This window comes from Micromonospora sp. bgisy143, from assembly GCF_057708145.1.
This window is the reverse complement of the sequence record NZ_JBYIRN010000007.1, coordinates 1-21,596: the sequence shown is the minus strand read 5'-3', so window position 1 is coordinate 21,596 and position 21,596 is coordinate 1. Positions and strand designations below refer to the sequence as shown.

At 73.5% G+C, this 21,596-nt stretch carries 21 protein-coding genes and 1 riboswitch; of the genes, 7 read left to right on the top strand and 14 right to left on the bottom strand.

What is annotated here, in order from left to right:
- Positions 1 to 4 precede the first annotated feature (4 nt).
- The 7 genes from pspM to AC3EN4_RS11400 form a co-directional block, all read right to left on the bottom strand.
- A complete protein-coding gene (gene pspM / locus AC3EN4_RS11430) occupies positions 5 to 790 on the bottom strand; it encodes a phage shock envelope stress response protein PspM (protein ID WP_435205903.1) in 786 nt (261 codons plus the stop codon).
- Between the two features lie 26 nt (positions 791 to 816).
- Positions 817 to 1,689, bottom strand: a complete 873-nt coding sequence (locus AC3EN4_RS11425; protein ID WP_422738872.1) for a PspA/IM30 family protein — start codon at positions 1,687 to 1,689, stop codon at positions 817 to 819.
- 202 nt (positions 1,690 to 1,891) lie between these two features.
- Positions 1,892 to 2,350 carry a helix-turn-helix domain-containing protein gene (locus tag AC3EN4_RS11420; protein WP_357122511.1) on the bottom strand — a complete coding sequence of 153 codons (459 nt, stop codon included), beginning with the start codon at positions 2,348 to 2,350 and terminating at the stop codon, positions 1,892 to 1,894.
- A gap of 153 nt (positions 2,351 to 2,503) precedes the next feature.
- The gene (locus AC3EN4_RS11415; protein WP_435205901.1) at positions 2,504 to 3,133 is read right to left on the bottom strand and encodes a CinA family protein; all 630 of its coding nucleotides are present in this window, start codon (positions 3,131 to 3,133) and stop codon (positions 2,504 to 2,506) included.
- Between the two features lie 156 nt (positions 3,134 to 3,289).
- Positions 3,290 to 3,883, bottom strand: coding sequence for a CDP-diacylglycerol--glycerol-3-phosphate 3-phosphatidyltransferase (gene pgsA / locus AC3EN4_RS11410; protein ID WP_435205900.1), 594 nt, complete (start codon positions 3,881 to 3,883; stop codon positions 3,290 to 3,292).
- A gap of 77 nt (positions 3,884 to 3,960) precedes the next feature.
- Positions 3,961 to 5,469 (bottom strand): 30S ribosomal protein S12 methylthiotransferase RimO, encoded by a 1,509-nt coding sequence (rimO, locus tag AC3EN4_RS11405; RefSeq protein ID WP_435205899.1) that lies wholly within the window; start codon positions 5,467 to 5,469, stop codon positions 3,961 to 3,963.
- Between the two features lie 91 nt (positions 5,470 to 5,560).
- Positions 5,561 to 6,484: an ornithine cyclodeaminase family protein gene (locus AC3EN4_RS11400; RefSeq protein ID WP_435205898.1), complete on the bottom strand. Its 924-nt coding sequence runs from the start codon at positions 6,482 to 6,484 to the stop codon at positions 5,561 to 5,563.
- Between the two features lie 94 nt (positions 6,485 to 6,578).
- A riboswitch (guanidine-III (ykkC-III) riboswitch) is annotated at positions 6,579 to 6,647 on the top strand.
- Positions 6,648 to 6,683: 36 nt separating this feature from the next.
- On the opposite strand from AC3EN4_RS11400, the gene sugE reads away from it, so the two are divergent.
- Positions 6,684 to 6,998 (top strand): quaternary ammonium compound efflux SMR transporter SugE, encoded by a 315-nt coding sequence (sugE, locus tag AC3EN4_RS11395; protein ID WP_422738867.1) that lies wholly within the window; start codon positions 6,684 to 6,686, stop codon positions 6,996 to 6,998.
- 76 nt (positions 6,999 to 7,074) lie between these two features.
- Positions 7,075 to 7,320, top strand: coding sequence for a hypothetical protein (locus tag AC3EN4_RS11390; RefSeq protein ID WP_234588295.1), 246 nt, complete (start codon positions 7,075 to 7,077; stop codon positions 7,318 to 7,320).
- Positions 7,321 to 7,385: 65 nt separating this feature from the next.
- Here AC3EN4_RS11390 and AC3EN4_RS11385 read toward each other — a convergent pair whose 3' ends face one another.
- Positions 7,386 to 9,842 carry an FtsK/SpoIIIE family DNA translocase gene (locus tag AC3EN4_RS11385; protein WP_422738866.1) on the bottom strand — a complete coding sequence of 819 codons (2,457 nt, stop codon included), beginning with the start codon at positions 9,840 to 9,842 and terminating at the stop codon, positions 7,386 to 7,388.
- Positions 9,843 to 9,955: 113 nt separating this feature from the next.
- Here AC3EN4_RS11385 and AC3EN4_RS11380 point away from each other — a divergent pair, with 113 nt between their 5' ends.
- From AC3EN4_RS11380 to AC3EN4_RS11370, 3 genes are all read left to right on the top strand, one after another.
- Positions 9,956 to 10,426 (top strand): type III secretion system chaperone family protein, encoded by a 471-nt coding sequence (locus AC3EN4_RS11380; RefSeq protein WP_422738865.1) that lies wholly within the window; start codon positions 9,956 to 9,958, stop codon positions 10,424 to 10,426.
- Positions 10,375 to 12,015: a type III secretion system chaperone family protein gene (locus tag AC3EN4_RS11375; RefSeq protein WP_435206033.1), complete on the top strand. Its 1,641-nt coding sequence runs from the start codon at positions 10,375 to 10,377 to the stop codon at positions 12,013 to 12,015. The genes AC3EN4_RS11380 and AC3EN4_RS11375 overlap by 52 nt, the downstream gene beginning before the upstream one ends.
- Positions 12,016 to 12,138: 123 nt before the next feature.
- Positions 12,139 to 13,209: an LPXTG cell wall anchor domain-containing protein gene (locus AC3EN4_RS11370; RefSeq protein WP_435205895.1), complete on the top strand. Its 1,071-nt coding sequence runs from the start codon at positions 12,139 to 12,141 to the stop codon at positions 13,207 to 13,209.
- A gap of 71 nt (positions 13,210 to 13,280) precedes the next feature.
- On the opposite strand, the gene AC3EN4_RS11365 is transcribed toward AC3EN4_RS11370, so the two are convergent.
- From AC3EN4_RS11365 to AC3EN4_RS11345, 5 genes are all read right to left on the bottom strand, one after another.
- Positions 13,281 to 14,969, bottom strand: coding sequence for a ribonuclease J (locus AC3EN4_RS11365; RefSeq protein ID WP_433537557.1), 1,689 nt, complete (start codon positions 14,967 to 14,969; stop codon positions 13,281 to 13,283).
- A gap of 52 nt (positions 14,970 to 15,021) precedes the next feature.
- Complete coding sequence (gene dapA / locus AC3EN4_RS11360; RefSeq protein ID WP_435205894.1) at positions 15,022 to 15,948, bottom strand: 4-hydroxy-tetrahydrodipicolinate synthase; 927 nt, start codon at positions 15,946 to 15,948, stop codon at positions 15,022 to 15,024.
- Positions 15,949 to 15,995: 47 nt separating this feature from the next.
- Entirely contained in the window at positions 15,996 to 16,736 is a 741-nt protein-coding gene (thyX, locus tag AC3EN4_RS11355; RefSeq protein ID WP_278153990.1) for an FAD-dependent thymidylate synthase, read from the bottom strand.
- Positions 16,737 to 17,365: 629 nt separating this feature from the next.
- Entirely contained in the window at positions 17,366 to 17,905 is a 540-nt protein-coding gene (locus AC3EN4_RS11350; protein ID WP_422738861.1) for a DUF2752 domain-containing protein, read from the bottom strand.
- A gap of 4 nt (positions 17,906 to 17,909) precedes the next feature.
- Positions 17,910 to 19,139: a winged helix-turn-helix domain-containing protein gene (locus AC3EN4_RS11345; RefSeq protein WP_435205893.1), complete on the bottom strand. Its 1,230-nt coding sequence runs from the start codon at positions 19,137 to 19,139 to the stop codon at positions 17,910 to 17,912.
- A gap of 80 nt (positions 19,140 to 19,219) precedes the next feature.
- Between AC3EN4_RS11345 and AC3EN4_RS11340 the strand changes: the two genes are divergently transcribed.
- On the top strand, positions 19,220 to 19,771 hold the full coding sequence (locus AC3EN4_RS11340; protein ID WP_435205892.1) for a GNAT family N-acetyltransferase: 552 nt from the start codon (positions 19,220 to 19,222) through the stop codon (positions 19,769 to 19,771).
- Here AC3EN4_RS11340 and AC3EN4_RS11335 read toward each other — a convergent pair.
- Positions 19,670 to 20,944 carry a glycosyltransferase family 87 protein gene (locus AC3EN4_RS11335; RefSeq protein ID WP_435205891.1) on the bottom strand — a complete coding sequence of 425 codons (1,275 nt, stop codon included), beginning with the start codon at positions 20,942 to 20,944 and terminating at the stop codon, positions 19,670 to 19,672. The two genes, AC3EN4_RS11340 and AC3EN4_RS11335, sit on opposite strands and share 102 nt — an antisense overlap.
- Positions 20,945 to 20,979: 35 nt before the next feature.
- Here AC3EN4_RS11335 and AC3EN4_RS11330 point away from each other — a divergent pair, with 35 nt between their 5' ends.
- On the top strand, positions 20,980 to 21,555 hold the full coding sequence (locus AC3EN4_RS11330; protein ID WP_435205890.1) for a GNAT family N-acetyltransferase: 576 nt from the start codon (positions 20,980 to 20,982) through the stop codon (positions 21,553 to 21,555).
- Positions 21,556 to 21,596: the final 41 nt, after the last annotated feature.

The following is a 21,596-nucleotide window of genomic DNA, read 5'->3' as shown; positions in this document are numbered from 1 at the left end:
CGGCTCAGCGGGTGGGCGTGCGCAGGCCGGCGCCGCCCGCGCGCAGCTCGGCCAGGGCCGACGCCACGCCGTGCAGCAGGTCGGTGGCCTCGGTGAGCCGATCGGCGGCGGGGTGGGTGGGCTCCGGGCGGGCGTCCTCGGCGAGGTAGCCGGCGGCGGCGACCACCAACCGCTCGTAGGCGGCCACCCCGCCCTCCAACTGCGCGGTCAGGGTGGCGTGCGCGTCGGACAGCGGCGCCCGGGCGTCGGTCGGCGCGAGCCGCAGGGCCCGTTCGACGCTGGCCACCCGGTTGGCGAGTTCCCGCAGCGACCGGTCGGCGTCGGCGGCCTCCCGCACGGCCGGCTCGGCGAGCCCGGAGAGCCGGGGCGCCATCCCGGCCAGGGTGAGCGAGGCGCGGTCCAGTCGCGCCCACTGCTGCCCGGCGGTGGTGCCGCGCAACGCGACCCGGCTGCGCACCCGGCGTACCTCGGCCAGCACGCCGGAGCCCACCGGCAGCCGCTCGACGGCGGCCACCAGCCGGGCCCGGGACCGGGCGGCGGCCTCGGCCGGGTCCAGCGCCGGGGGCGCGGGCCGGGCGGCCAGCGCCCGCAGGTCGATCCAGCGCCAGGCGGCCAACGCCACCGCGCTGCCCGCAGCGCCGGCCCAGGCCGCGTCCGGCAGACCGAGTCCGGCGTACGGCGTCAGCACCGCCGCGGCCCCGCCGAGCCCACCGGCCAGTACGCTCCACCGCCGGGCGGACCGGCGCAGCCGACCCAGTTGACGGAAGTAGCGCGTCCGCTCGTCTGCCACCGAAAGACCCCCCTCGGACCGGTCGTTCAGCCGGCGGCGGTCGGGTCGCCGGTGCCCCGCTCGCGGGCCATGCTGGCGCGCAGCTCGTCCAGCCGGGCGGCGGCGGTCGGGTCGCTGCCCGGAGCCGCCTGCTCGGCCTGCGGGACCGCCGGGCGCTGCGCCGTGCCGCCGAGCTGCTCCCCCGCCATGCTGGAGCGGATCTGCTCCAGCCGCGCCGAACCGGCCGAGTCGATGGTCGCCTTCTGGATCTCCAGCATCCGTCCCTCGACGGAGTTGCCGGCCAGCTCGGCGCGGCCCATCGCGTTGGCGTACCGCCGCTCGATGCGGTCCCGCACCTCGTCCAGCGAGGGGGTGTTGGTGGGTGCGGTCAGCGACGACATCGACTCCAACGAGCGGGCCACGGTCTCCTGCATCTTGGCCTGTTCGAGCTGGCTGAGCAGCTTGGTGCGCTCGGCGAGCTTCTGCTGGAGGATCATCGAGTTGTTCTCGACCGCCCGGCGGGCCTGTGCGGCCGCGCCGAGCGCCTGGTCGTGCAGGGTCTTCAGGTCCTCGGCGGCCTGCTCGGCGGAGACCAGCTGGGTGGCCAGGGCCTGGGCGGACTGCTCGAACCGCGCCGCCTCGGCCTCGTCGCCCTTGGCGCGGGCCTGGTCGGACAGCACCAGGGCCTGCCGGGCGTTGCCCTGGAGCCGCTCGACCTCGGACATCTGCCGGGACAGCTTCATCTCCAGCTGACGCTGGTTGCCGATGACGGCCGCCGCCTGCTGGACCAGCGCCTGGTGCTGCCGCTGGGCATCCTCGATGGCCTGCTGGATCTGCACCTTGGGGTCGGCGTGCTCGTCGATCTTCGCGCCGAAGAGCGCCATCAGGTAGTTCCAGCCCTTGACGAACGGGTTCGCCATCTCCGCGGTATCCCCTCAGTAGCGTCGCTCCACCGCGGTCGGGCCGGATTGCGCCGACCGACCGCGACCCGGCCGGTCTCCATCGTCCCAGCCGAACGCCAGTGCGGCATCCGTACCGGGTGCACGACGGGCACCGTCGGCTCCTGCGGGCAACCCTACGCGGCGAAGGCCACGTCGCCCATGGGCAACGGACGCACCGGGCTCAGGCGGCGCAGACCACGTCCCGGTCGCGCTCGGTGGGCCGGACCCGGGTGCTGCGCAGCGTCGCCCGCAGCGGGGAGTCCTGCCGGACCGACACCGCGACCTTGCCGTCGGAGGTGACCTGGCGGACGCCCCGGTTGGCGGCCTTGCGGACGGCGGCGGGCGCGACGGGCGCGGCCTCGGCCGGCTCGTCCTGCATGCCGACGAGCACCCCGGCGGGCATCTGCTCGGCGAGCGCCACGGTGTCGCTCACCTCGCGGAGAAGTTCGGAAAGGCGGGCGCCGAGCGCGTCACAGATCGCGGCCAGCAGTTCGCTGGACGGCTCCTTGTGCCCCCGCTCGATCTCGGAGAGGTAACCGAGGCTGACATTGGCGGCGGTGGACACCTCACGCAGTGTGCGCTGCTGTCCCTGCCGGCGCGCCCGCAGTGCGTCACCGATCACCCGGCGTAGCAGGACCATCGCACCTCCCCCTGAGGGATACCTCACGCCCGGCGGCAGGCAGCCGGCCGCGGCGGACCGCGCCGACTCCGAGCGTCGGAGCCTTCCCGCAACCGTACCCGCTGCGGGCCCCGGCGACATCCCACCCCGCCCGTCGGATCCTGGCGGCAGGGCTCACCGCCGCCCCGCGCCGGCCGTCCCCAGACCGTCCCGGGCGTCGTCGCCGGCTGTTCCCGGACCATTCCCGGCGGGTTCCGCACCGGTGGGAGCGCCTGCCTGCGCCGGCTCCAGGCCATCAAGCGCGGCCTCGTCGGCGGCGTGGATGCGCTCGGCGAGCAGCCGCAGCGCCTCGATCACGGCGGCCGCGCGGACGTGGTCCCGCCCGCCGTCGAGGTGGAGTTCGCGGACCTGTACGCCGGTCGGGCCGGCCACCGCGACGTAGACCAGGCCGACGGGCTTGCCGTCCTGCGGCTCCGGGCCGGCGACCCCGGTGGTGGCGAGCCCCCAGTCCGCTCCGCAGCGCTGCCGACCGCCCTCGGCGAGCGCCGCCGCCACGTCGGGGTCGACCGGTCCGCGTGCCGCCAGCAGATCGGCCGGTACGCCGGCCAGGGTGGCCTTCAACTCGGTGGCGTAGACGACCAGCCCGCCCCGGTAGATGCCGCTGACCCCGGCGATCTCCACGATCGACGCGGACAGCAGCCCGCCGGTGAGCGATTCGACGGTGGCGAGGGTCTCGTGCCGCTGCGACAGGCTGTGCACGACACCCGCCGCCGCGCTACCCGTCGCGTTCTCTTCCCGCTGCATGATCCCGTCCTTCCCCACCGGCCGACCCCCAACCCTCCCGGCCAACCCTCCCGGCCGAACCCCGTCGATCATGAAGTTATCGCCGCGACACGCCGGCCCGGGCCGCAACAACTTCATGATCACCCGCGCGGCGACCCGGGCGCCCAGGGGCCGGGCCTAGGGGCGGGGGCGGCGGAGGCGGAGGGCCTGGAGGATGTAGTCGAAGCCGGTGGCCACCGTGACCAGGACGGCGGCGCCCATGATCCAGGGGCCGACGGCGGCGAGGTCGGCCGGCATCGGCCAGAGGTACCAGGCGATGGCCAGGATCTGGAGCGCAGTCTTGATCTTGCCGCCACGGCTGGCCGCGATCACGCCGTGCCGGATCACCCAGAACCGCAGCCCGGTGATGCCCAGCTCGCGGACGAGGATCAGCGCCGTCACCCACCAGGGCAGCCGGTCGTACCAGGAGAGCAGCACCAGGGCCGCGCCGGTGAGCGCCTTGTCGGCGATCGGGTCGGCCACCTTGCCGACCGAGGTGACCAGCCCGAACCGGCGGGCGATCCAGCCGTCCACCAGGTCGGTCGCCGAGGCCACCGCGAAGATCAGACAGGCCGCCATCCGCCAGCCGGCGTGGGTCATCCCCGACACGATCACCGAGGCGGCGAAGACCGGCACCAGCACCAGCCGCAGCGCGGTCAGCGCGTTGGCCGCGTTGAGCACGGGCACCCGCGGGACCACCCGGGCCGGCGTCGACTCCGTCGCCCCGGTCATCGTCTCACTCCGCTCGGGCCGCCGTGGCGTTCCCGGCACCGCACCACCTGGCTCCCCCGCTCCGTCCGGGCCCGCCGTCACCGTGCCGCGCCGGGCGCCGCCGAGATCATCTCATCCGGCACCGCGAGCAGATCCACCCCTTCGGTGCCGGTCACCGTGGCCCGGACCAGGTCACCCGGGCGCAGCGCGGCCAGGTCGACCCCGCCCTCGACCGGCGCGACCAGGGTGGTCGATCCGTCCACCTCCGGCGCCTGGTGCGCGGCCCGGCCCTCCACCACGCCGTCCACGATCGCGTCGACGAGCACCTCGACGGTCGAGCCGAGCCGGTCCTCGGCCCGCTGCGAGCAGAGCTCGTCGGCGAGCGCGCTGAGCCGGTCGTACCGCCGCTTGATGGTCGCGGCGGAGACCTTGCCGGGCAGCCCGGCCGCCTCGGTGCCGTCCTCGTCGCTGTAGTCGAACATGCCGATCGCGTCCAGCCGGGCCTCGGTGAGGAAGCGGACCAGCTCGTCCACGTCGGCGCGGGTCTCGCCGGGGAAGCCGACGATGAAGTTGCTCCGCGCGCCCGCCTCCGGGGCCAGCGCCCGGGCACTGGCCAGCAGCTCCAGGAACCGGTCGGTGGAGCCGAAACGCCGCATCCGACGCAGTACGGGCTCACTGGAGTGCTGGAACGACAGGTCGAAGTACGGGGCCACCCCCGGGGTGGTGGCGATCGCCTCGACCAGCCCGGGCCGCGTCTCGGCCGGCTGGAGGTAGCTCACCCGCACCCGGACGATGCCGGACACCGCGGCGAGCTGCGGCAGCAACTTCTCCAGCGCGCGCGGGTCGCCCAGGTCCTTGCCGTACGAGGTGGAGTTCTCGCTGACCAGCACCAGCTCCCGTACGCCGGTCTTGGCCAACCACTCCGCCTCGGCGAGCAGCTCGTCCGGCGTACGCGAGACGAACGCCCCGCGGAACGCCGGGATGGCGCAGAACGCGCAGCGCCGGTCACAGCCGCTGGCCAGCTTCAACGAGGCGACCGGACCGGTGTCCAACCGGCGGCGCAGCACCTGCCGCAGGTGGGCCGGGGTGTGCTCGTCGGCGTCGACGGTGGCGCGCGCCACGGTGCCGTGCCCGGGCAGGGAGACGGCGGTGTCCCGGCGCTTCACCGGCGTCAGCGGCAGCAGCTCCCGGCGGTCACGCGGGGTGTGTGCGGTGACCTGCTCACCGGCGACCACGGCGTTGAGCCGGGCGGCGATGTCCGGGTAGTCGTCGAAACTCAGCACCGCCTGCGCCTCGGGCAGGCTGTCGGCCAGCTCCTTGCCGTACCGCTCGGCCATGCAGCCGGCGGCCACCACCTTGGCGCCCGTCCCGGCGGCGGCGAGCAGCGTCTGGATCGAATCCTGCTTGGCCTTCTCCACGAAGCCGCAGGTGTTGACGACCACCACGTCGGCGCCCTCGCCGTCGGTGCTCACCTGCCAGCCGTCGGCGTGCAGCCGGGCGGCGAGCTCCTCCGAGTCGACCTCGTTGCGGGCGCAGCCCAGGGTGAGCAGGGCGACGCGACGGCCCTCGGCGTTGTCGGAAGCGGAAGGAGAGGTGGCAGACACCATCCGAGGGTACCGGGCCGCTCGCGGTAGCCCACGCACGCGGGCACGCTGGTCGGCGGGGCCGCCCTGCACGGGGGCGTCGGTCACCGGGCCGTCAACGGGTCACCGCCGCCACCCGGGTCAACGCGTCGAGCAGAAAGACCTCGGTACCCGCCAGGCCGGTGCAGCAGAAGACGGAGACCTGGTCCGCCGTGGTCCGGCCGGGGACCGCGCCGGCCAGGATGCCGCCCAGGTCGAGCAACCGCCCGGCGTACGGGGGCACAGCCGCGAGCATCGGCGGCTGGTAGTCCGCCGCCTGGGCCGGCGAGTCGGTGACCAGCAGGTCGGCGGCGTCCAGCAGGTCGGTGCCGAACTCGCTGCGGTGGTGCTGCTTGAAGCCGACCGTGTTGACGTGCGTGCCGGGGCTCAGCTGGGCGGCGTGCAGCACCGGCGTGGGGCTGGTGGTGGCGAGCACCACGATGTCCCGGCCGGTGACGGCGGCGCCGGGGTCGGCGACCGCGCGGGCCGGCACGCCCAGTTCGGCGCGTACCCGGGCGGCGAAGGCGTCCCGGCGTGCCGCCGCGCGGCTGTGCACCACCACCTCGCGCAGCGGACGCACGGCCGCGGTGGCCCACACCTGGGTCCACGCCTGCCGCCCCGAGCCGATCACGCCGAGGGTCGCCGCGTCCGGCCGGGCCAGCGCGTCCACCGCGACGCCGCCCAGCCCACCGGTACGACGGGAGCCCAGCTCCTCCCCGACGGCGACGGCCCGGACCGCGCCGGTGTCGGCGTCGTGCAGCACGACCAGTTGCTCGCCCTGGGGGTGGCCGAACGTGTCGTACGACCGGTAGCCGTACCAGTGGCCGACCAGGTGCCCGGCGGTGAGCACCATCCGCCCACCGCCGAGCGGGGCGGCGGCCCGGGGCGGGGCGACCAGCCGCCCCTCGTACGCGGCCACCAGGGCGGCCCGCATCGCGTCGACGGTGGTGGCGGCGTCCAGGGCAGCGGCGACCTCGGGGTCGGCGTAGAGCAGAGCCATGCCCGCATAGTGCAAGTTGAAGCGAAGTAGAGGTCAATGCGTGGTGGCGTGAGTCACCGCCCGGGGCCGCCGGCCGGTGCTAGCGTCGGCCGTGGTGACGCCCGACGTGGCGGTCACTCCGGACGAGCGGTGGGCGTACCCGGTCAGGCCAAGACGCCCCGGCAGTGTGCAGACCCGACTCGTCGTCGTGAGGTGAATGATGGCCTGGCTGGTACTCGTGATCTCCGGACTGCTGGAGACGGCCTGGGCGATCGCCCTGGACCGCAGCGCCGGCTTCAGCCGGCTGCTCCCGTCGGTGGTGTTCGTGCTGGCCCTGGTGCTGAGCATGGGCGGGCTGGCGTACGCGCTGCGCGACATCCCGGTCGGCACCGGATACGCGGTCTGGGTCGGCATCGGCGCGGTCGGTACCGCGCTGGTCGGCATGGTGGCGCTCGGCGAGTCGGTGAGCCTGCCCCGGATCCTCTGCCTGCTGTTGGTGGTCGCCGGCGTGGTCGGGCTGAAGATCTTTCACTGAAGACGTACGCGTGACCAATGTCCACGGTGGGTAGTTGATCGGTCTGGCACGACAGGCTCTCACACCGGAGGAAGACATGGCCGACGTCCCCACCACCGCCCGCCCACGTAACAACGCCGCCCGCATCCTCACCATCGTGGGCTTCGTCTTCGCCGTGCTCGCCCTGTTGCTCAACCCGATCATCTTCGGCGTGCTCGGCGTGATCGCCGGCGTCGTCGGCGCGGTGCTCGGTGACAAGCCGCTGGGCTGGTACGCCGCCGTGGCCAGCGTCGTCGCCGCGATCATCAGCCTGGTGATCATTGGTGCGCTGATCAACAACTGACCGCACTCCGACACGGGCCCGCCGGCTACCGGCGGGCCCGTCGCGTGTCCCGGATCGACCGAAGGTCAGTCCACGTCGCCGCGCAGGCCGGTCAGGACCTCCTCCAGCTCGTCCGGCTTGACCAGCACGTCGCGCGCCTTCGACCCCTCGGACGGCCCGACCACGCCGCGGGTCTCCATGAGGTCCATCAGGCGGCCCGCCTTGGCGAAGCCGACCCGCAGCTTGCGCTGGAGCATCGAGGTGGAGCCGAACTGTGAGGTGACCACCAGCTCCACGGCCTGCACCAGCAGGTCGAGGTCGTCGCCGATGTCCTCGTCGATCTTCTTCTTGTTGTCCTGCGCGGGAGTCAGCACGTCCGGGCGGAACTCCGGCTCCCGCTGGTCCTTGCAGAACTTCACCACGTCGCTGATCTCGCGCTCGGTGACCCAGGCGCCCTGGATGCGGACCGGCTTGGAGGCCCCCATCGGCAGGAAGAGCCCGTCGCCCCGGCCGAGCAGCTTCTCCGCGCCCGGCTGGTCGAGGATGACCCGCGAGTCCGCGAGGGACGAGGTGGCGAACGCCAACCGGGATGGCACGTTCGCCTTGATCAGACCGGTCACCACGTCGACCGAGGGCCGCTGGGTGGCCAGCACCAGGTGGATGCCGGCGGCCCGGGCCAACTGCGTGATCCGGACGACCGAATCCTCCACGTCACGCGGCGCGACCATCATCAGGTCGGCCAGCTCGTCCACGATCACCAGCAGGTACGGGTACGGGCGCATCTCCCGCTCGCTGCCCGGCGGCGCCTTGATCTCGCCGTTGCGGACCTTGCGGTTGAAGTCGTCGATGTGCCGGACCCCGTTGGCCGCGAGGTCGTCGTAGCGCATGTCCATCTCGCGCACGACCCAGTCCAGCGAGTCCGCCGCCTTCTTGGCGTTCGTAACGATCGGCGTGACCAGGTGCGGGATTCCCTCGTAGCCGGTCATCTCGACCCGCTTCGGGTCGATCAGCAGCAGCCGCACCTCGTCCGGGGTGGCCCGGGTGAGGATCGACACCAGCAGCGAGTTCAGGCAGGACGACTTGCCCGCACCGGTGGCACCGGCGATGAGGATGTGCGGCATCTTGGCGAGGTTGGCCACCACGTAGCCGCCCTCGATGTCCTTGCCGAGCGCCACCACCATCGGATGGTGGTCGCTCGTCGCCGCCCGCGAGCGCAGCACGTCGCCGAGCGACACGTTCTCCGGGTCGGTGTTCGGGATCTCCACGCCGACCGCGCTCTTGCCCGGGATCGGGCTGAGGATCCGTACGTCCGGCGACTTCACCGCGTAGGCGATGTTCCGGGAGAGCTGGGTGATCCGCTCGACCTTGACGCCGTGCCCCAACTCCACCTCGTAGCGGGTGACGGTCGGGCCACGGGTGAAGCCGGTGACGGCGGCGTCCACGTCGAACTGGTCGAAGACGCCGGTCAGCGCGGCGATCACCTCGTCGTTGGCCTTGCTGCGGGTCTTGGGCGCGGCCCCACTGCTGAGCATGTTGGCCGGCGGCAGGGTGTAGTCGCCGGCCAACCCGGTCAACGCGAGCTGCTCGGCGCGGGTGGGCGCGGGCGAGTGCTCGGGCGGCTCGGCCGGCTTGCGGCTGGCCGGCACCTTCGCCGGGGCCTTGCGCGGCAGGACCATGGTCTCCTGGAGGTCCGCGCCCTCGATGTCCTCGAAGTCGTCCGGGTCGATCGGTGGCGGCATCCGCTTCGCCGGCCGCTTGCGCGCGGGCCGGGCGGCCGGCGCGTCGTCCTCCTCCTCGGTGGCCTCCGGAGGCGCGACCAGCCCACCGGCGAGCAGGCCCAGCCGCTCCGGAATCTTGTTGATCGGCGTCGCGGTGACCACGAGCAGGCCGAAGAGCAGGAGCAGGACCAGCAGAGGTACGGCCACCCAGGCGGTGACCGCCCGTTCCAGCAACCCGCCCACGCCGGCGCCGACCAGGCCACCGGCGAAGTCACGCTCCACGGTGTCCACCGGGTCCTGACCGATCTGCAACAGCGCGGCGGTCGACACCAGCAGCGAGCCCCAGCCGATCAGCCCCCGGCCCCGGTGCTCCGGATCGGCCGGCTGCCGCATGAGCCGCCACGCCCCGATCATCAGCAGCACCGGCACCACCACGGAGATCGCGCCGAGGAACAGCCGGACCGTGTCGGCCAGGCGGGCGCCCACCGGGCCCGCGCCGGAGAACCAGAGCGCCACGGCGCTGAGCAGGGCCAACCCGAACAGCAGCAGCCCGGCCCCGTCGCGGCGGTGCTCCGGGTCCAGGTCGCGGGCGGAGGCGGCCTGCCGACCGGCGGCACGTACGGCCCACCCCATGCCGTGGGCCACGCCCATCCACAGTGCACCGATGGCGCGGCCGACGTAGACAGCAGGGCCCGGACGGGCGGGTGTGGTGCGCCGCCGTACCGGAGCCCGGGTCTTCTTCGCCGGTTGACGGGCACGGCTGTTGGTGCCACCGCGCGGCGACGCGCCGCGTCGCCGGCTCGCCTGAGAGGTACGGCCCGCCATAGAGTCACGGTAACGGTGGGGCCGGGCAGATCGCCGCTTTTCCGGGTCGTGTCCGCGCGTCGCAGCACGGGCCCCGCCGCCGGTCGTGATATCCGCCTCAGAAGGGATGCCCGATGGCGTCGCCGGAACTCGAGGACGATCCGCTGGCCGGGCACCCCGCCGCGGTACGCCCGTTGACCGGCGAGCTGGTCGCCGCGGTGCTCGCCGCGCGCGGTCGGCCGGTCGGCCGTGCGCCCGACGGCGACCTGGTGGGTCGCTTCGACGACAACCTGATCTGGTTCCTGCGCCTCGGCGCGGCCGGCGAACTGCTCCAGGTCCGCACGATGGTCGCGCCCACCTTCGGCATCGAGCGGGTGCCCGCCCTGTACGCCTTCTGCAACGCGTGGAACCACGACCGGCTCTGGCCCAAGGCGTTCGTGCACGTCGACGACGCCGGTCGGGCCCGGATCCACGGTGAGGTGATCACCGACCTGGAGCGTGGCGTCACGCCGCACCAGCTCGACCGGCTGCTGGACTGTGGCATCACGACCGGCTGCCAACTCGCCGTCGCCGTCGGTCGCCTGCCCGGCGCGGTGCCGGCGTGACCGTCCACCGCGATCCGGCGCTGGTGCACGCGCTCGCCGACGCACGCGACCTGCCCGACGGGCCGGACCGGCTCCTCGTCCTCGAACGCCTCGCCGAGCGGGCCGACACCGCCGGGGACCTCCGGTCGGCCCTGGACGCCCGGTTCGCGCTCGTCGAGGCGTACCTGCTGCACGGGGAACGGTGGCGTCTGGTCGAGCCGGTACGCCGGTGCCGGGCCGCCGCCGACTACCGGCCCGAGCTGCTGACCGAGGACGAGGACCGGCTGCTGCTGCGCCTGCAGCGGTACGCCGTGGAGGCGCTGTTCGGCACCCCCCGGGTGGGACTGGACCAGACCCGGTCCCTGGTGGACGACCTGGCGCACCGGATCGGGTCGGACGGTCCCGACGCGTCGACCGTCGCCGAGCTGCGCTGCCGGATGGCCGACCACCTCGGTGACGAACCCACCGCCCGGCACTGGTACCAGCGGTGGGCGGGGACGACCGCCGGGCCGTCCGGTGGGTGCCCGGGCTGCGCCTCGGCCCGCCGGGCCGAGCTGCTCGCCGGCTGGGGTGCGTGGCGGGCCGCGCTTGACGAACTGGCCGGGCCCACCGACGAGGCGGCGGACTGCACGGACCAGCCCGAGCGTTCGCTCGTGGCCGGGCTGCTGCCCGAGCTGCGCCTCGGCGAGCCGGAGCGGGCCGCCGCGGCGCACGTCCGGGCGTACCGGCGGCACCGGCGCGAACCCGCGGCGTTCCCGTACCTCGCCGCGCACCTGCGGTTCTGCGCCCTGGGCGGGCACCTGGACCGTGGTCTGGCCATCCTGGCCGAACAGTTGCCCCGACTGGACCGGCCCACCGACGACCTCGCCGCGATGGAGTTCGCCGCCGCCGGCGCGCTGGTCTGCACGCTGGCCGTCGAGGCCGGTCTCGGCGTCCGCACGGTGCACCGGCCGGCGCACGGCGGACGACCGGCCACCGACCTGGATGTCGCCACCCTCGGCGCCCTCCTGCTCGCCACCGCCAACGAGCTGGCCGGCAGCTTCGACGCCCGCAACGGCTCCGGTCACCAGCTGGGCCGGATGGCCGCGTGGCTGGCCGAACGTCCGGTGGCGACGCCGGTGCCCCTGCCCAGCGACGACGAGCCCACCGACGACGACTCCGCGTCCCACGGGGACGACTCCGTGCCCGACGCTGACGACGAGCACGAGCTGTCCACGCTGACCATCGGCATGATCACCGCTGCCCTGGACCGACGCGGGGACCGGTACGTCGTGGACGAGGGCGCCACCGTGGTCGGCCGGTGGGGCGACGTGGTGATCCAGTTCCGGCGGGCCGGCGAACGCGGCGAGGTGCTGCACGCCCGCGCGATGGCCGCCCGCCGGCTGCCGGCGACCCGCCGCGCCGAGGCGTACGCCTTCTGCAACGCCTGGAATCACGACCGGCTGCTGCCCAAGGCGTACGCGCACGACCTCGGCGGGGAACTGGTGCTGGCCGGCGACGTCGCCACCGACCTGGCGTACGGGGTGGCCCCGGAGCAACTCACCGTGCTGGTGGACGCCGCCATCGCCACCGGCGTCGCCTACGCGGAGGCCGTCGCCGCGCTCCCCTAGGTCGCGAACAGGGCAGTTGGTTGCAGGCCGGGGCGCGACTGTGCGACATCCGACAACACGCAACCGGACGCGCCGCGGAGATGTGCTACGGCCATCACCGACCGCGAACCCCCGGGAGTCGTCATGAACCGCCTGCTCAGCTCCGGCCTCCTCGCCGCTGCCCTGCTCTTCGTACCCGTCCTCGCCGGACCGGCCGTCGCCGCGCCGGCCGCCGCACCGGCCCTCGCCGCGCCAACCGCGAGCACCGCACCCACGATCACCGCTCGGGGCGACATCGTCTTCCTCGGCGGGGACCCGTGGGCGCCCTCCAGCCCGCTGGGGGTCACCGTCAGGAACACCGGCAGCGCCGCCGCGAAGGGCTTCTTCGTGCTGCGCCTCCCGGTCGACGTCGACCTGCTCCGGGGCGAGGACTGCCAGATCGTCCGGGGCACTCCGCGTACCTGGCTCTGCGGCGGTGCGGAACTGCCCGCCGGGGGCGAGCGGGTGTACCGGTTGACGATCGGCTCGTCGGCTTCGGAACCGGTCTTCGGGGTGCAGGCGTGGGGCGCCGTCGCCGGCCGGGACGCCGCCGGGGTCACCGACAGGTTCACCGACTTCCGGGTCAACTGGCCGGACCGCACCTCATTGCGGTTGCGGGCCACCGCCGACCCGGTCGTCAACGGGACGACGACGGTGCGGGTACGGGTCACCAACACCGGCACCTTCGACATCGGCGGTTACTCGTTGTTCATCACCACCCCGGCCGGGGTGCGGGTGGCCGCACCAACCTGCGCGGACCGTGGCCGGATGGTCGGCGTCGCCTGCGAGATCGTGCGGCCGAACGTACTCGGCGACGGCGTCACCGACAGCTTCGATGTACGGCTGACGGTCACCGGGGGCACGAAGACCGTGCAGGTGTCGCTCGCCCCCACCAACCGCTACACGAACAAGGACACCGCGTCGACGCTCCGCCTGAACGCCTCGGGCGGATCGGGTGCCGGTGACGCCACCACGCCGCCGCCCACCGGTCCGGCGGTCACGCCGAGCCCGACCGCCACCGCGAGCCCGACCGCCACCGTGACCTCGTCCACCCCGGACGCGGCGCAACTCCCCCGCACCGGGCCGTCCGGCGGCGCGTACGCCCTCGTCGGCGCGGCGTTGCTGGCCCTCGGGGCCGGCCTGCTGGTGCTGCGGCGGCGGCTGTCGCGGAGCTGAGCCGGAACAGGCTCCGGGCCGGTCACCGACATCCACGGGGGACGTCGGCGACCGGCCCGGTCACGCGTGCGTCAGACCTCGACGACGGTGGGCACGATCATCGGCCGCCGCCGGTACGCGTCGTTGACCCACCGCCCCACGGTCCGCCGGACGATCTGCTGGAGCTGGTGCGGGTCGGTGATGCCGTCCGAGGCGGCGCGGTTGAGCGCTTCGGTGACCAGGGGGATCACCGGGTTGAACGCCTCCGGGTCCTCGGAGAAGCCCTTCGCCGACAGCGTCGGACCGGCGACCACCTTGCCGGTGACCGAGTCGACGACCACGGTGGTGGCGATGAACCCGCCGTCGCCGAGGATGCGCCGTTCGGTGAGCAGCGACTCGCTGACGTCACCGACGGCGAGGCCGTCGACGTAGACGTACCGGCTCTTGACGTGCCCGACCAGGCTGGCGCGGCCCTCGACCAGGTCGACGACGTCGCCGTCCTCGCAGATCACCACCCGGTCGGGGGCGACACCGGACTCGACGCCGAGCCGGGCGTGTGCGCGCAGGTGCCGCCATTCGCCGTGCACCGGCATCAGGTTGCTGGGTCGAACCACGTTGAGCAGGTAGAGCAGTTCACCGGCCGGCGCGTGCCCGGAGACGTGCACCTTCGCGACGTCCTTGTGCACGACCACCGCCCCGGCGCGGGCGAGCCGGTTGATGACCCGGTAGACCGAGGTCTCGTTGCCCGGCACCAGCGACGACGCCAGCACGACGGTGTCGCCGGGCGCGATGGTGATGTGCCGGTGATCGCCGCTGGCCATCCGGCCGAGCGCGCTCATCGGCTCACCCTGCGAGCCGGTGGACATCAGCACGATCTGGTCCGGAGGCAGCGTGGTCGCCTCCTCGATTCCGATGACCAGGCCGGCCGGGATGTTGAGCAGGCCCAGGTCGCGGGCGATGCCCATGTTGCGGACCATGGACCGGCCGATCAGGGCGACCTTGCGGCCGTGTTCGGCGGCGGAGTCGAACACCTGCTGCACCCGGTGCACGTGCGAGGCGAACGAGGCCACGATGATCCGGCCCTTGGCCTTCGCGAAGATCGAGTCGAGCACCGGCCCGATCTCCCGCTCCGGGGTGACGAAGCCGGGGATCTCCGCGTTGGTGGAGTCGGAGAGCAGCAGGTCGACGCCCTCGGCCCCGAGCCGGGCGAAGCCGGCCAGGTCGGTGATGCGGCCGTCCAGCGGGAGCTGGTCCATCTTGAAGTCGCCGGTGTGCAGCACCAGACCCGCCGGGGTCCGGATGGCGACCGCGAGCGCGTCCGGGATGGAGTGGTTGACCGCGAAGAACTCGCACTCGAAGGGTCCGAGCCGCTCCCGGCCGCCCTCACGCACGGTCAGCGTGTACGGCTGGATCCGCCGCTCGGCCAGCTTCGCCTCGACCAGGGCGAGGGTGAACTGCGAGCCGACCAGCGGGATGTCGGGCTTGTGGGCGAGCAGGTACGGCACCGCGCCGATGTGGTCCTCGTGGCCGTGGGTGAGCACGATCGCCTGGACGTCGGCCAGCCGGTCCAGGATCGGGCCGAAGTCGGGCAGGATCAGATCCACGCCCGGCTGCTCGACGTCGGGGAAGAGCACCCCGCAGTCCACGATCAGCAACTTGCCGTCGTACTCGAAGACGGTCATGTTCCGACCGATGGCGCCGAGCCCGCCGAGCGGGATGATCCGCAGGCCACCTTCCGGCAGCGGCGGGGGTAGTTCCGCCTCGATGTGCGCCTCGGTCACGCGTCCACCTCATTCTGCGACGCCGTCACCCGGCGCCCGTCGTGTCGTTCGATCATTCGGGTAGCTCCAGGCCCGCTGCCGCGAAGTCCGCGCGCAGCTGGGCGATCTCGTCGTTGGTGGCGTCCACGAGCGGGGGTCGCACCGGGCCGGCCGGCAGGCCCAGCGACGCCAGGCCGGCCTTCACCAGGATGGTGCCCTGCGTACGGAAGATGCCGGTGAACAGCGGCAGCAGCCGCCGGTGCAGGGTCAGCGCGGTGGGCATGTCCCCCGCGTCGTACGCCTCGATCATCTGTGCGGTCAGCGCCCCGGTGAAGTGCGTGGAGGTGCCGACCACGCCCACGCATCCGACGGCCAACGCCGGCAGGGTGAGCGCGTCCTCGCCGCTGTAGTAGGCGAGGCCGGTCCGGCTGGTCACCCAGCTGGTGGCGGTCAGGTCGCCCTTGGCGTCCTTGACCGCGACGATGCGGCCGTGGTCGGCAAGCCGGACCAGTGTCTCGGTGTCGATCGGCACGCCGGAGCGGTGCGGGATGTCGTAGAGCATCACCGGCAGTCCGCTGGCGTCGGCCACGGCGGTGAAGTGCCGCAGCAGTCCGCTCTGCGGCGGCTTGTTGTAGTACGGCGTGACCACCAGCAGGCCGTGCGCGCCGGCCTTCTCGGCGGCGGCAGCCAGCTCGATGGTGTGTCGGGTGTCGTTGGTGCCGACACCGGCCACCACCCGGGCCCGGTCACCGACGGCCTCGACCACGGCGCGGATCAGGTTTTCCTTCTCCGCGTCGGTGGTGGTCGGCGACTCGCCGGTGGTGCCGTTGACCACCAGCGCGTCGTTGCCCTGTTCGTCGACCAGGTAGCTCGCCAGTCGGGCGGCGCCGTCGAGGTCGAGTGAGCCGTCGGCGGTGAACGGGCTCACCATGGCCGTGAGCACCCGTCCGAAGGGGCGGGACACCGGTCGGGCTGCGGCGTCGGGGTGGTCCTGCGTCATACCCTCCAACCTAGCGGACGACCAGCCGGAGCCCGCCGGGGAAGGGCTCAGGACGCCTCGTGCGGGCTGGCCGCCACCTCGGTGCCGTCCGGCAGGGTGGAGATCACGAAGTCGGCGAAGACGTTCGGGGCGACCCCCTGGAGCTGACGCAGGCACTCCACGGCCAGCTCACGGATCTCCACGTCGGCGTGCTCGGTGGCCCGCATCGCGATGAAGTGCCGCCAGGCCCGGTAGTTGCCGGTGACCACGATCCGGGTCTCGGTGGCGTTCGGCAGCACCGCCCGGGCCGCCTGCCGCGCCTGCTTGCGGCGCAGCGTCGGGTTCGGCTCGTCGGAGAAGCGCTGCTCCAGGCCCTCCAACAACTCCGTGTACGCCCGCACGCTCGCCTCGGCGGCCTCGACGAACTTCTTGTGCAGCTCCGGGTCGTCGGCGATGACCGCCGGCTCGACCATGGCCGCGTCCCGCTCGGGGACGTACCGCTGGGAGAGCTGGGAGTACGAGAAATGCCGGTGCCGGATCAGCTCGTGGGTGAAGGAGCGGGACACCCCGGTGAAGTAGAAGGTGACCGAGCCGTGCTCCAGCACGCTCAGGTGGCCCACCTCGAGGATGTGCGCGAGGTAGCCGGCGTTGGTGGCGGTGGCCGGGTTCGGCTTCTTCCACGACTGGTAGCAGGCCCGCCCGGCGAACTCGGCGAGCGCCTGGCCACCCTCGGCGTCGGTCGACCACGGCACGTCGTCCGGGGCCGCGAACTGGGTCCACGCGATCAACTTGACCTGGGGCTGCACCATCTCCGGCATTCCTGGGACTGTAGTGGCCGGCGGCCCGTTCCCGAATCACCGGGGGCCTGTCGGTGTTCAAGATCTCGACAGCCGTGCTCGGGCTCCGCCGGTCCGTGGGTCTCCCTCGTGGCCTGTCGAGCTGCCCCAGATGTGGGGCAGGAGCCACGCGGGCAAGGGCTTGCTCCCGCCGACCGAACCGGTACCCGCCAGCGCACCGGGCCCACAACGCACCGGGCCCACAACGCGCTGGAGCGACAGCGCACAGGGCCGACAACGCACAGGGCCGACACCACACCGGCCCGACAACGCGCTGGAGCGACAACGCACCGGCCCGACAACGCACAGGGCCGACACCACACCGGCCCGACAACGCGCTGGAGCGACAACGCACCGGCTCGACAGCGCCGACCTCCACCCCCGGCGTCGACGCCGCGCCCGCCCGCGACGCGCTCGTCCACGCCTGTGGTGCCGCCCCTGACGTCCTCTGGCGCCCCACATCTGGGGCAGCTCGACAGGGAGACGCCACCAGGTCCTGCCCCCTGGGGAGCAGGCATAGGTCGGGTCGGGTCGGGTCGGGTCGCGTCAGGCGGCAGCACCCGCCAGACGTACAGCAGCGCGGCCAGACGTAGAGCAGCCGGTCAGACGTAGAGCGAGGTGAACGGCGCCCAGGGCAGGTTGCGCACCACCGTGAACGCCAGCCACGCGGCCATGAAGCCGCCGATGACCTTGGGGCTGATCCGCAGCTCGGGCAGCCGCCAGCCGAACGCCTGGTTGCCCGCCCACGCCACGAAGAGGTACGCCAGGAAGGGCAGCGAGAAGACGAACATGAAGTGGTGGCGGGCGGCGGCCGGCAGGTCGGCGTGCAGCACGTACCAGAGTGCGCGGGTGCCGCCGCAGCCCGGGCAGTCGAGCCCGGTGGTCAGCTTGAGGATGCAGGTGGGCGCGGCGTCCGGGTCGGCGTGGGTCGGGTTGCTCACCAGGGCGTACGCCATGCCGAGCCCGACGCAGCCGACCGCGGCCAGCGGCACGGCCCAGCGCGGCGAGCGTGCGTGGATGCGGAGCACGAGTCGGGTGAGCCGGTCCGGCTCGGGCGCCGGGTAGTGGTAGCCATCCGGCGGACCCGCCGACCAACCGGCGGCGGGCGGTGACTGGTCGACCGGTCCGGGAGCGCTCGTCACGCGTTCACGGTACACCCGACACGCTCGCCAGGGCGGCCGTGAGCGGACCGGCCAGGTCGCCGGCGGCGGGCGGCGCGACCGCGTCCAGCCCGAGCCAGCCGGCCAGCCGGTACAGCTCGGCGGCGAGCGCCACGGCGGTCTCCCCCGGGTCGGCCCCCGGCTCGAGCCAGGCGGCCGGCACCAGCAGCACCCCGGCCTTGCGGTCGGCCTTCAGGTCGACCCGGGCGGTGAACCGGTCGCCCTGCAGGAACGGCAGCACGTAGTAGCCGTACACCCGCTGCGGCGCCGGGACGTAGATCTCGATCCGGTAGTTGAAGTCGAACAGCCGCTCGGTGCGGGCCCGTTCCCAGATCAGCGGGTCGAAGGGGCTGACCAGCGTGTTGCCGCGTACCCAGCGGGGCAGCCGGGCGGAGGTGTGCAGCCAGGCCGGCTGCCGCCAGCCCGCCACGGTGACCGGCAGCAGCTCGCCGGCCTCGGCCAGCTCGGCGACCGCCTGGCGGGCGCCGGCGACCGGCAGCCGGAAGTAGTCGCGCAGCTCCGGCTCGGCGGCCACCCCGAGCGACCGCGCGGCCAGGGCCACCAGAGCGCGGTACGCCTCGGCGTCGGTCGGGGTGGGCGCGGCCAGCGCGGCCGCCGGCAGCACCCGCTCGGGCAGGTCGTAGCGGCGGGCGAAGGAGGTGCTGCGCTCGGCGGCGGTCACCTCGCCGGCCCAGAACAGGAACTCCAGCGCCTGCTTGACCGCCGACCAGTTCCACCCCCAGTTGCCGGTCTGCCGGGGCGCGTCGTGCTCGATCTCGGCGGCGGTCAACGGCCCCCGGGCGGCCACCTCGTCGCGGACCCAGGCCACCAGGTCCGGCTGCTCCTGGGCGATGCGCCGCATGCCACCCCAGGCCTCGCTGCGGGCCCGGGCCATCCGCCAGCGCAGCAGCGGGTGCAGCCCCACCGGAAGGAGGGACGCCTCGTGGCCCCAGTACTCGAACAGCTCCCGGGGGCGGCGGTAGGCGGCATTGTCCAGCAGGGTCGTCGGGTACGGACCGAGTCGACTGTAGAGCGGCAGGTAGTGCGCCCGTTGCAGCACGTTCACCGAGTCCATCTGGATCAGGGCGACCCGGTCGAGGACGCGGCGCAGATGCCGACGGGTGGGCACGCCGGTCGGCGGCGGGTCGGCGAAGCCCTGGGCGGCGAGCGCCACCCGCCGGGCCTGGGCGAGCGAGAGTGATTCCGGTGCGGCCATCGTCGGCGACGATAAATCATCGGTACGACGTCGGTGCGGGAAGCTGGACTCCGACCGTCACGGGGGCATAGAACGGTGCAATGCTGACCATCCGCCGGGAGGAGCCGGACGACGCCGAGGCGATCGCCCGGGTGCACGTGCACGGCTGGCAGTCGGGCTACGCCGGTGTCATGCCGGACGAGGTGCTCGGTCGGCTCAACGTGGCGGCCTGGGCGCAGCGCCGCCGCGAGGTGGGCACCGCCGACCCCGAGCACCCGTTCACCACCCTGCTCGGCGAGGTGGACGGGCTGGCCGTCGGCTTCACCACGTTCGGGCCGTACCGCCGCAACCAGGACCGGGGCGACCTGGACCCGAGCGTCGGCGAGGTGCTGGCGCTCTACGTCGAGCCGGCGTTCTGGGGCGACGGGACGGCCACCGCACTGTTCGCGGCCGCCCGCGCCGGGCTCAGCGAGCGGGGCTGGACCGGCTACCGGCTGTGGGTGCTGGCCGACAACGGTCGGGCCCGCCGGTTCTGGGAGCGGGCCGGGCTGTCACCGGACGGTGAGCGGTCGACCTACCAGGTGCCGCTCGCCGGCGGGCGCGGGCCGGTCGGACTCGTCGAGCTGCGGTACGCCGGACGCCTCGACGAGTGACCCGCCCGGCGTCAGCCACCGGCGGATCGGCAGGAAGGCCAGCAGGGCCAGGCTGATCCAGACGTACGCGTTGCTGCCGAGGAAGCCGTCGACGCCGGTGAAGTCCTTCTCCCAGAACCAGACGGTCCGACTGATCAGCAGCGCGTACCCGATGATCGCGGCGATCAGCAGGACGCGCCGGCGGCGGCCGGCCGGCGCGGCCATCGCGTTGTCCACCAGCAGGATCAGCGCGGGCAGCAGCCAGACCAGGTGGTGTACCCAGGTGACCGGGCTGATCAGGCACATCACCGCGCCGGTCAGGGCCAGGCCGGTCGCCTCGTCGTCGGCCGCGACGGCCGCGCGGGACCGCCAGGCCCAGAGCGCCAGGGTGCCGAGCACCAGCAGCAGCCAGAGCAGGGTGCTCGGGTGTTGCGGGTCGAGGCGGGCGACCACGCCGCGCAGCGACTGGTTGGAGACGAAGGACAGCTCGCCGACCCGCCCGGTGTTCCACAGCGCCTCGGTCCAGAACTCCCGGGAGGCGTCCGGGAAGAGCGCGCCGGCCAGCACGGTCACCCCGGCGGCGGCGCCGCTGGCGGTGAGCGCCGCACGCCAGCGCCCGGTGACCAGCAGGTAGACGATGAAGATGCCGGGGGTCAGCTTGATCGCGGTGGCCAGGCCGATGCCCACGCCCGCCCACCGGTTGCCGGACGGCAGGAGCCGGAGCAGGTCCACCGCGACCAGGAAGAGCAGCAGTGTGTTGACCTGGCCGAAGTTGACCGTCTCGCGCATCGGCTCGAACGCGGCGGCCAGGCAGAGCGCCACGGCGAGCGCGAACCACCGGGTCCAGCCGGCGCGGCGGGCGATCGGGTCGACCAGCCACCAGATCAGCACTGTCGTGGTGACCACGCTGGCGAGCACGCTCACCACGATCGCGGCCGTCCACGGCAGGTACGCCATCGGCAGCATGACCAGCGCGGCGAACGGCGGGTAGGTGAAGCCGTACTGGGTGTTGGGCTTGAGGTAGTCGTAGATCTCCCCGCCGTCGTGCACCCACCACGTCAACGCGCCGTAGTAGACCTTCAGGTCGAAGAAGCCGTGCCGTACGGCAGCGACGGCGAGGAACGCGGCGACCGCCGCCGCGAGCACCACCACCCCCACGACCTGCGCGGTCGTCCGTTTGGCACCCTGCGCCACCGTCGCCTCCCTCGCCCTGCGTAGGCTTCCGTCCCATGGCTCTCGGGTACGTCCGCCCGGCGCGTCCCGAGGACGCCGGCGAGATCGCACGCATCCAGCTCGCGACCTGGCGGGTCGCGTACCGCCGGATCCTGCCCCGGCACGTGCTCGACAACCTGGACGAGGCGTTCCTCGCCCGGCGGTGGAGCGCCGCGGTGCTGGAGCCGCCCTCGGGCGCGCACCGGGTGCTGGTCGCCGTCGAACAGGCCGAGCAATCGTATCTGGTGGGGTTCGCCGCCTCCGGCCCGGCCGACGGCGAGGCCCTGGCCCCGGGCGAGCCGGCCGACGCCCTGGGCCCGGACGTGGCGGCGGTGACCGACCTGCTGGTCGAGCCGCGCTGGGGTCGGCGGGGGCACGGCAGCCGGCTGCTCGCCGCCGCTGTCGACCTGTGGCGCGAGGACGGGATGAGTCGGGCGGTGGCCTGGGCGTTCGACGGCGACGAGGCGACCCGAAAGTTCCTGACCAGCACCGGCTGGGAGCCCGACGGCGCGGCCCGGGCGCTGGACGTCGACGACATGCTGGTGCCTCAGGTGCGCCTGCACGTGGCCGTACCGGCTGAGAAGAGCGAGTGAACCGGTGGGGGGGGCCCGGGGGGGCCCAACACCCCCGTTCG

Excerpts from the sequence above, each read along its gene's own strand:
- thyX (WP_278153990.1), bottom strand. The coding sequence starts at position 16,736 with ATGGTGCAGCCCCAGGTCAAGTTGATCGCGTGGACCCAGTTCGCGGCC.
- AC3EN4_RS11420 (WP_357122511.1), bottom strand. The coding sequence starts at position 2,350 with ATGGTCCTGCTACGCCGGGTGATCGGTGACGCACTGCGGGCGCGCCGG.
- rimO (WP_435205899.1), bottom strand. The coding sequence starts at position 5,469 with ATGGTGTCTGCCACCTCTCCTTCCGCTTCCGACAACGCCGAGGGCCGT.
- AC3EN4_RS11370 (WP_435205895.1), top strand. The coding sequence starts at position 12,139 with ATGAACCGCCTGCTCAGCTCCGGCCTCCTCGCCGCTGCCCTGCTCTTC.
- dapA (WP_435205894.1), bottom strand. The coding sequence starts at position 15,948 with ATGACGCAGGACCACCCCGACGCCGCAGCCCGACCGGTGTCCCGCCCC.
- AC3EN4_RS11340 (WP_435205892.1), top strand. The coding sequence starts at position 19,220 with ATGCTGACCATCCGCCGGGAGGAGCCGGACGACGCCGAGGCGATCGCC.
- AC3EN4_RS11400 (WP_435205898.1), bottom strand. The coding sequence starts at position 6,484 with ATGGCTCTGCTCTACGCCGACCCCGAGGTCGCCGCTGCCCTGGACGCC.
- AC3EN4_RS11415 (WP_435205901.1), bottom strand. The coding sequence starts at position 3,133 with ATGCAGCGGGAAGAGAACGCGACGGGTAGCGCGGCGGCGGGTGTCGTG.
- sugE (WP_422738867.1), top strand. The coding sequence starts at position 6,684 with ATGGCCTGGCTGGTACTCGTGATCTCCGGACTGCTGGAGACGGCCTGG.
- AC3EN4_RS11385 (WP_422738866.1), bottom strand. The coding sequence starts at position 9,842 with ATGGCGGGCCGTACCTCTCAGGCGAGCCGGCGACGCGGCGCGTCGCCG.
- AC3EN4_RS11345 (WP_435205893.1), bottom strand. The coding sequence starts at position 19,139 with ATGGCCGCACCGGAATCACTCTCGCTCGCCCAGGCCCGGCGGGTGGCG.
- pgsA (WP_435205900.1), bottom strand. The coding sequence starts at position 3,883 with ATGACCGGGGCGACGGAGTCGACGCCGGCCCGGGTGGTCCCGCGGGTG.
- AC3EN4_RS11330 (WP_435205890.1), top strand. The coding sequence starts at position 20,980 with ATGGCTCTCGGGTACGTCCGCCCGGCGCGTCCCGAGGACGCCGGCGAG.
- AC3EN4_RS11380 (WP_422738865.1), top strand. The coding sequence starts at position 9,956 with ATGGCGTCGCCGGAACTCGAGGACGATCCGCTGGCCGGGCACCCCGCC.
- AC3EN4_RS11390 (WP_234588295.1), top strand. The coding sequence starts at position 7,075 with ATGGCCGACGTCCCCACCACCGCCCGCCCACGTAACAACGCCGCCCGC.
- AC3EN4_RS11425 (WP_422738872.1), bottom strand. The coding sequence starts at position 1,689 with ATGGCGAACCCGTTCGTCAAGGGCTGGAACTACCTGATGGCGCTCTTC.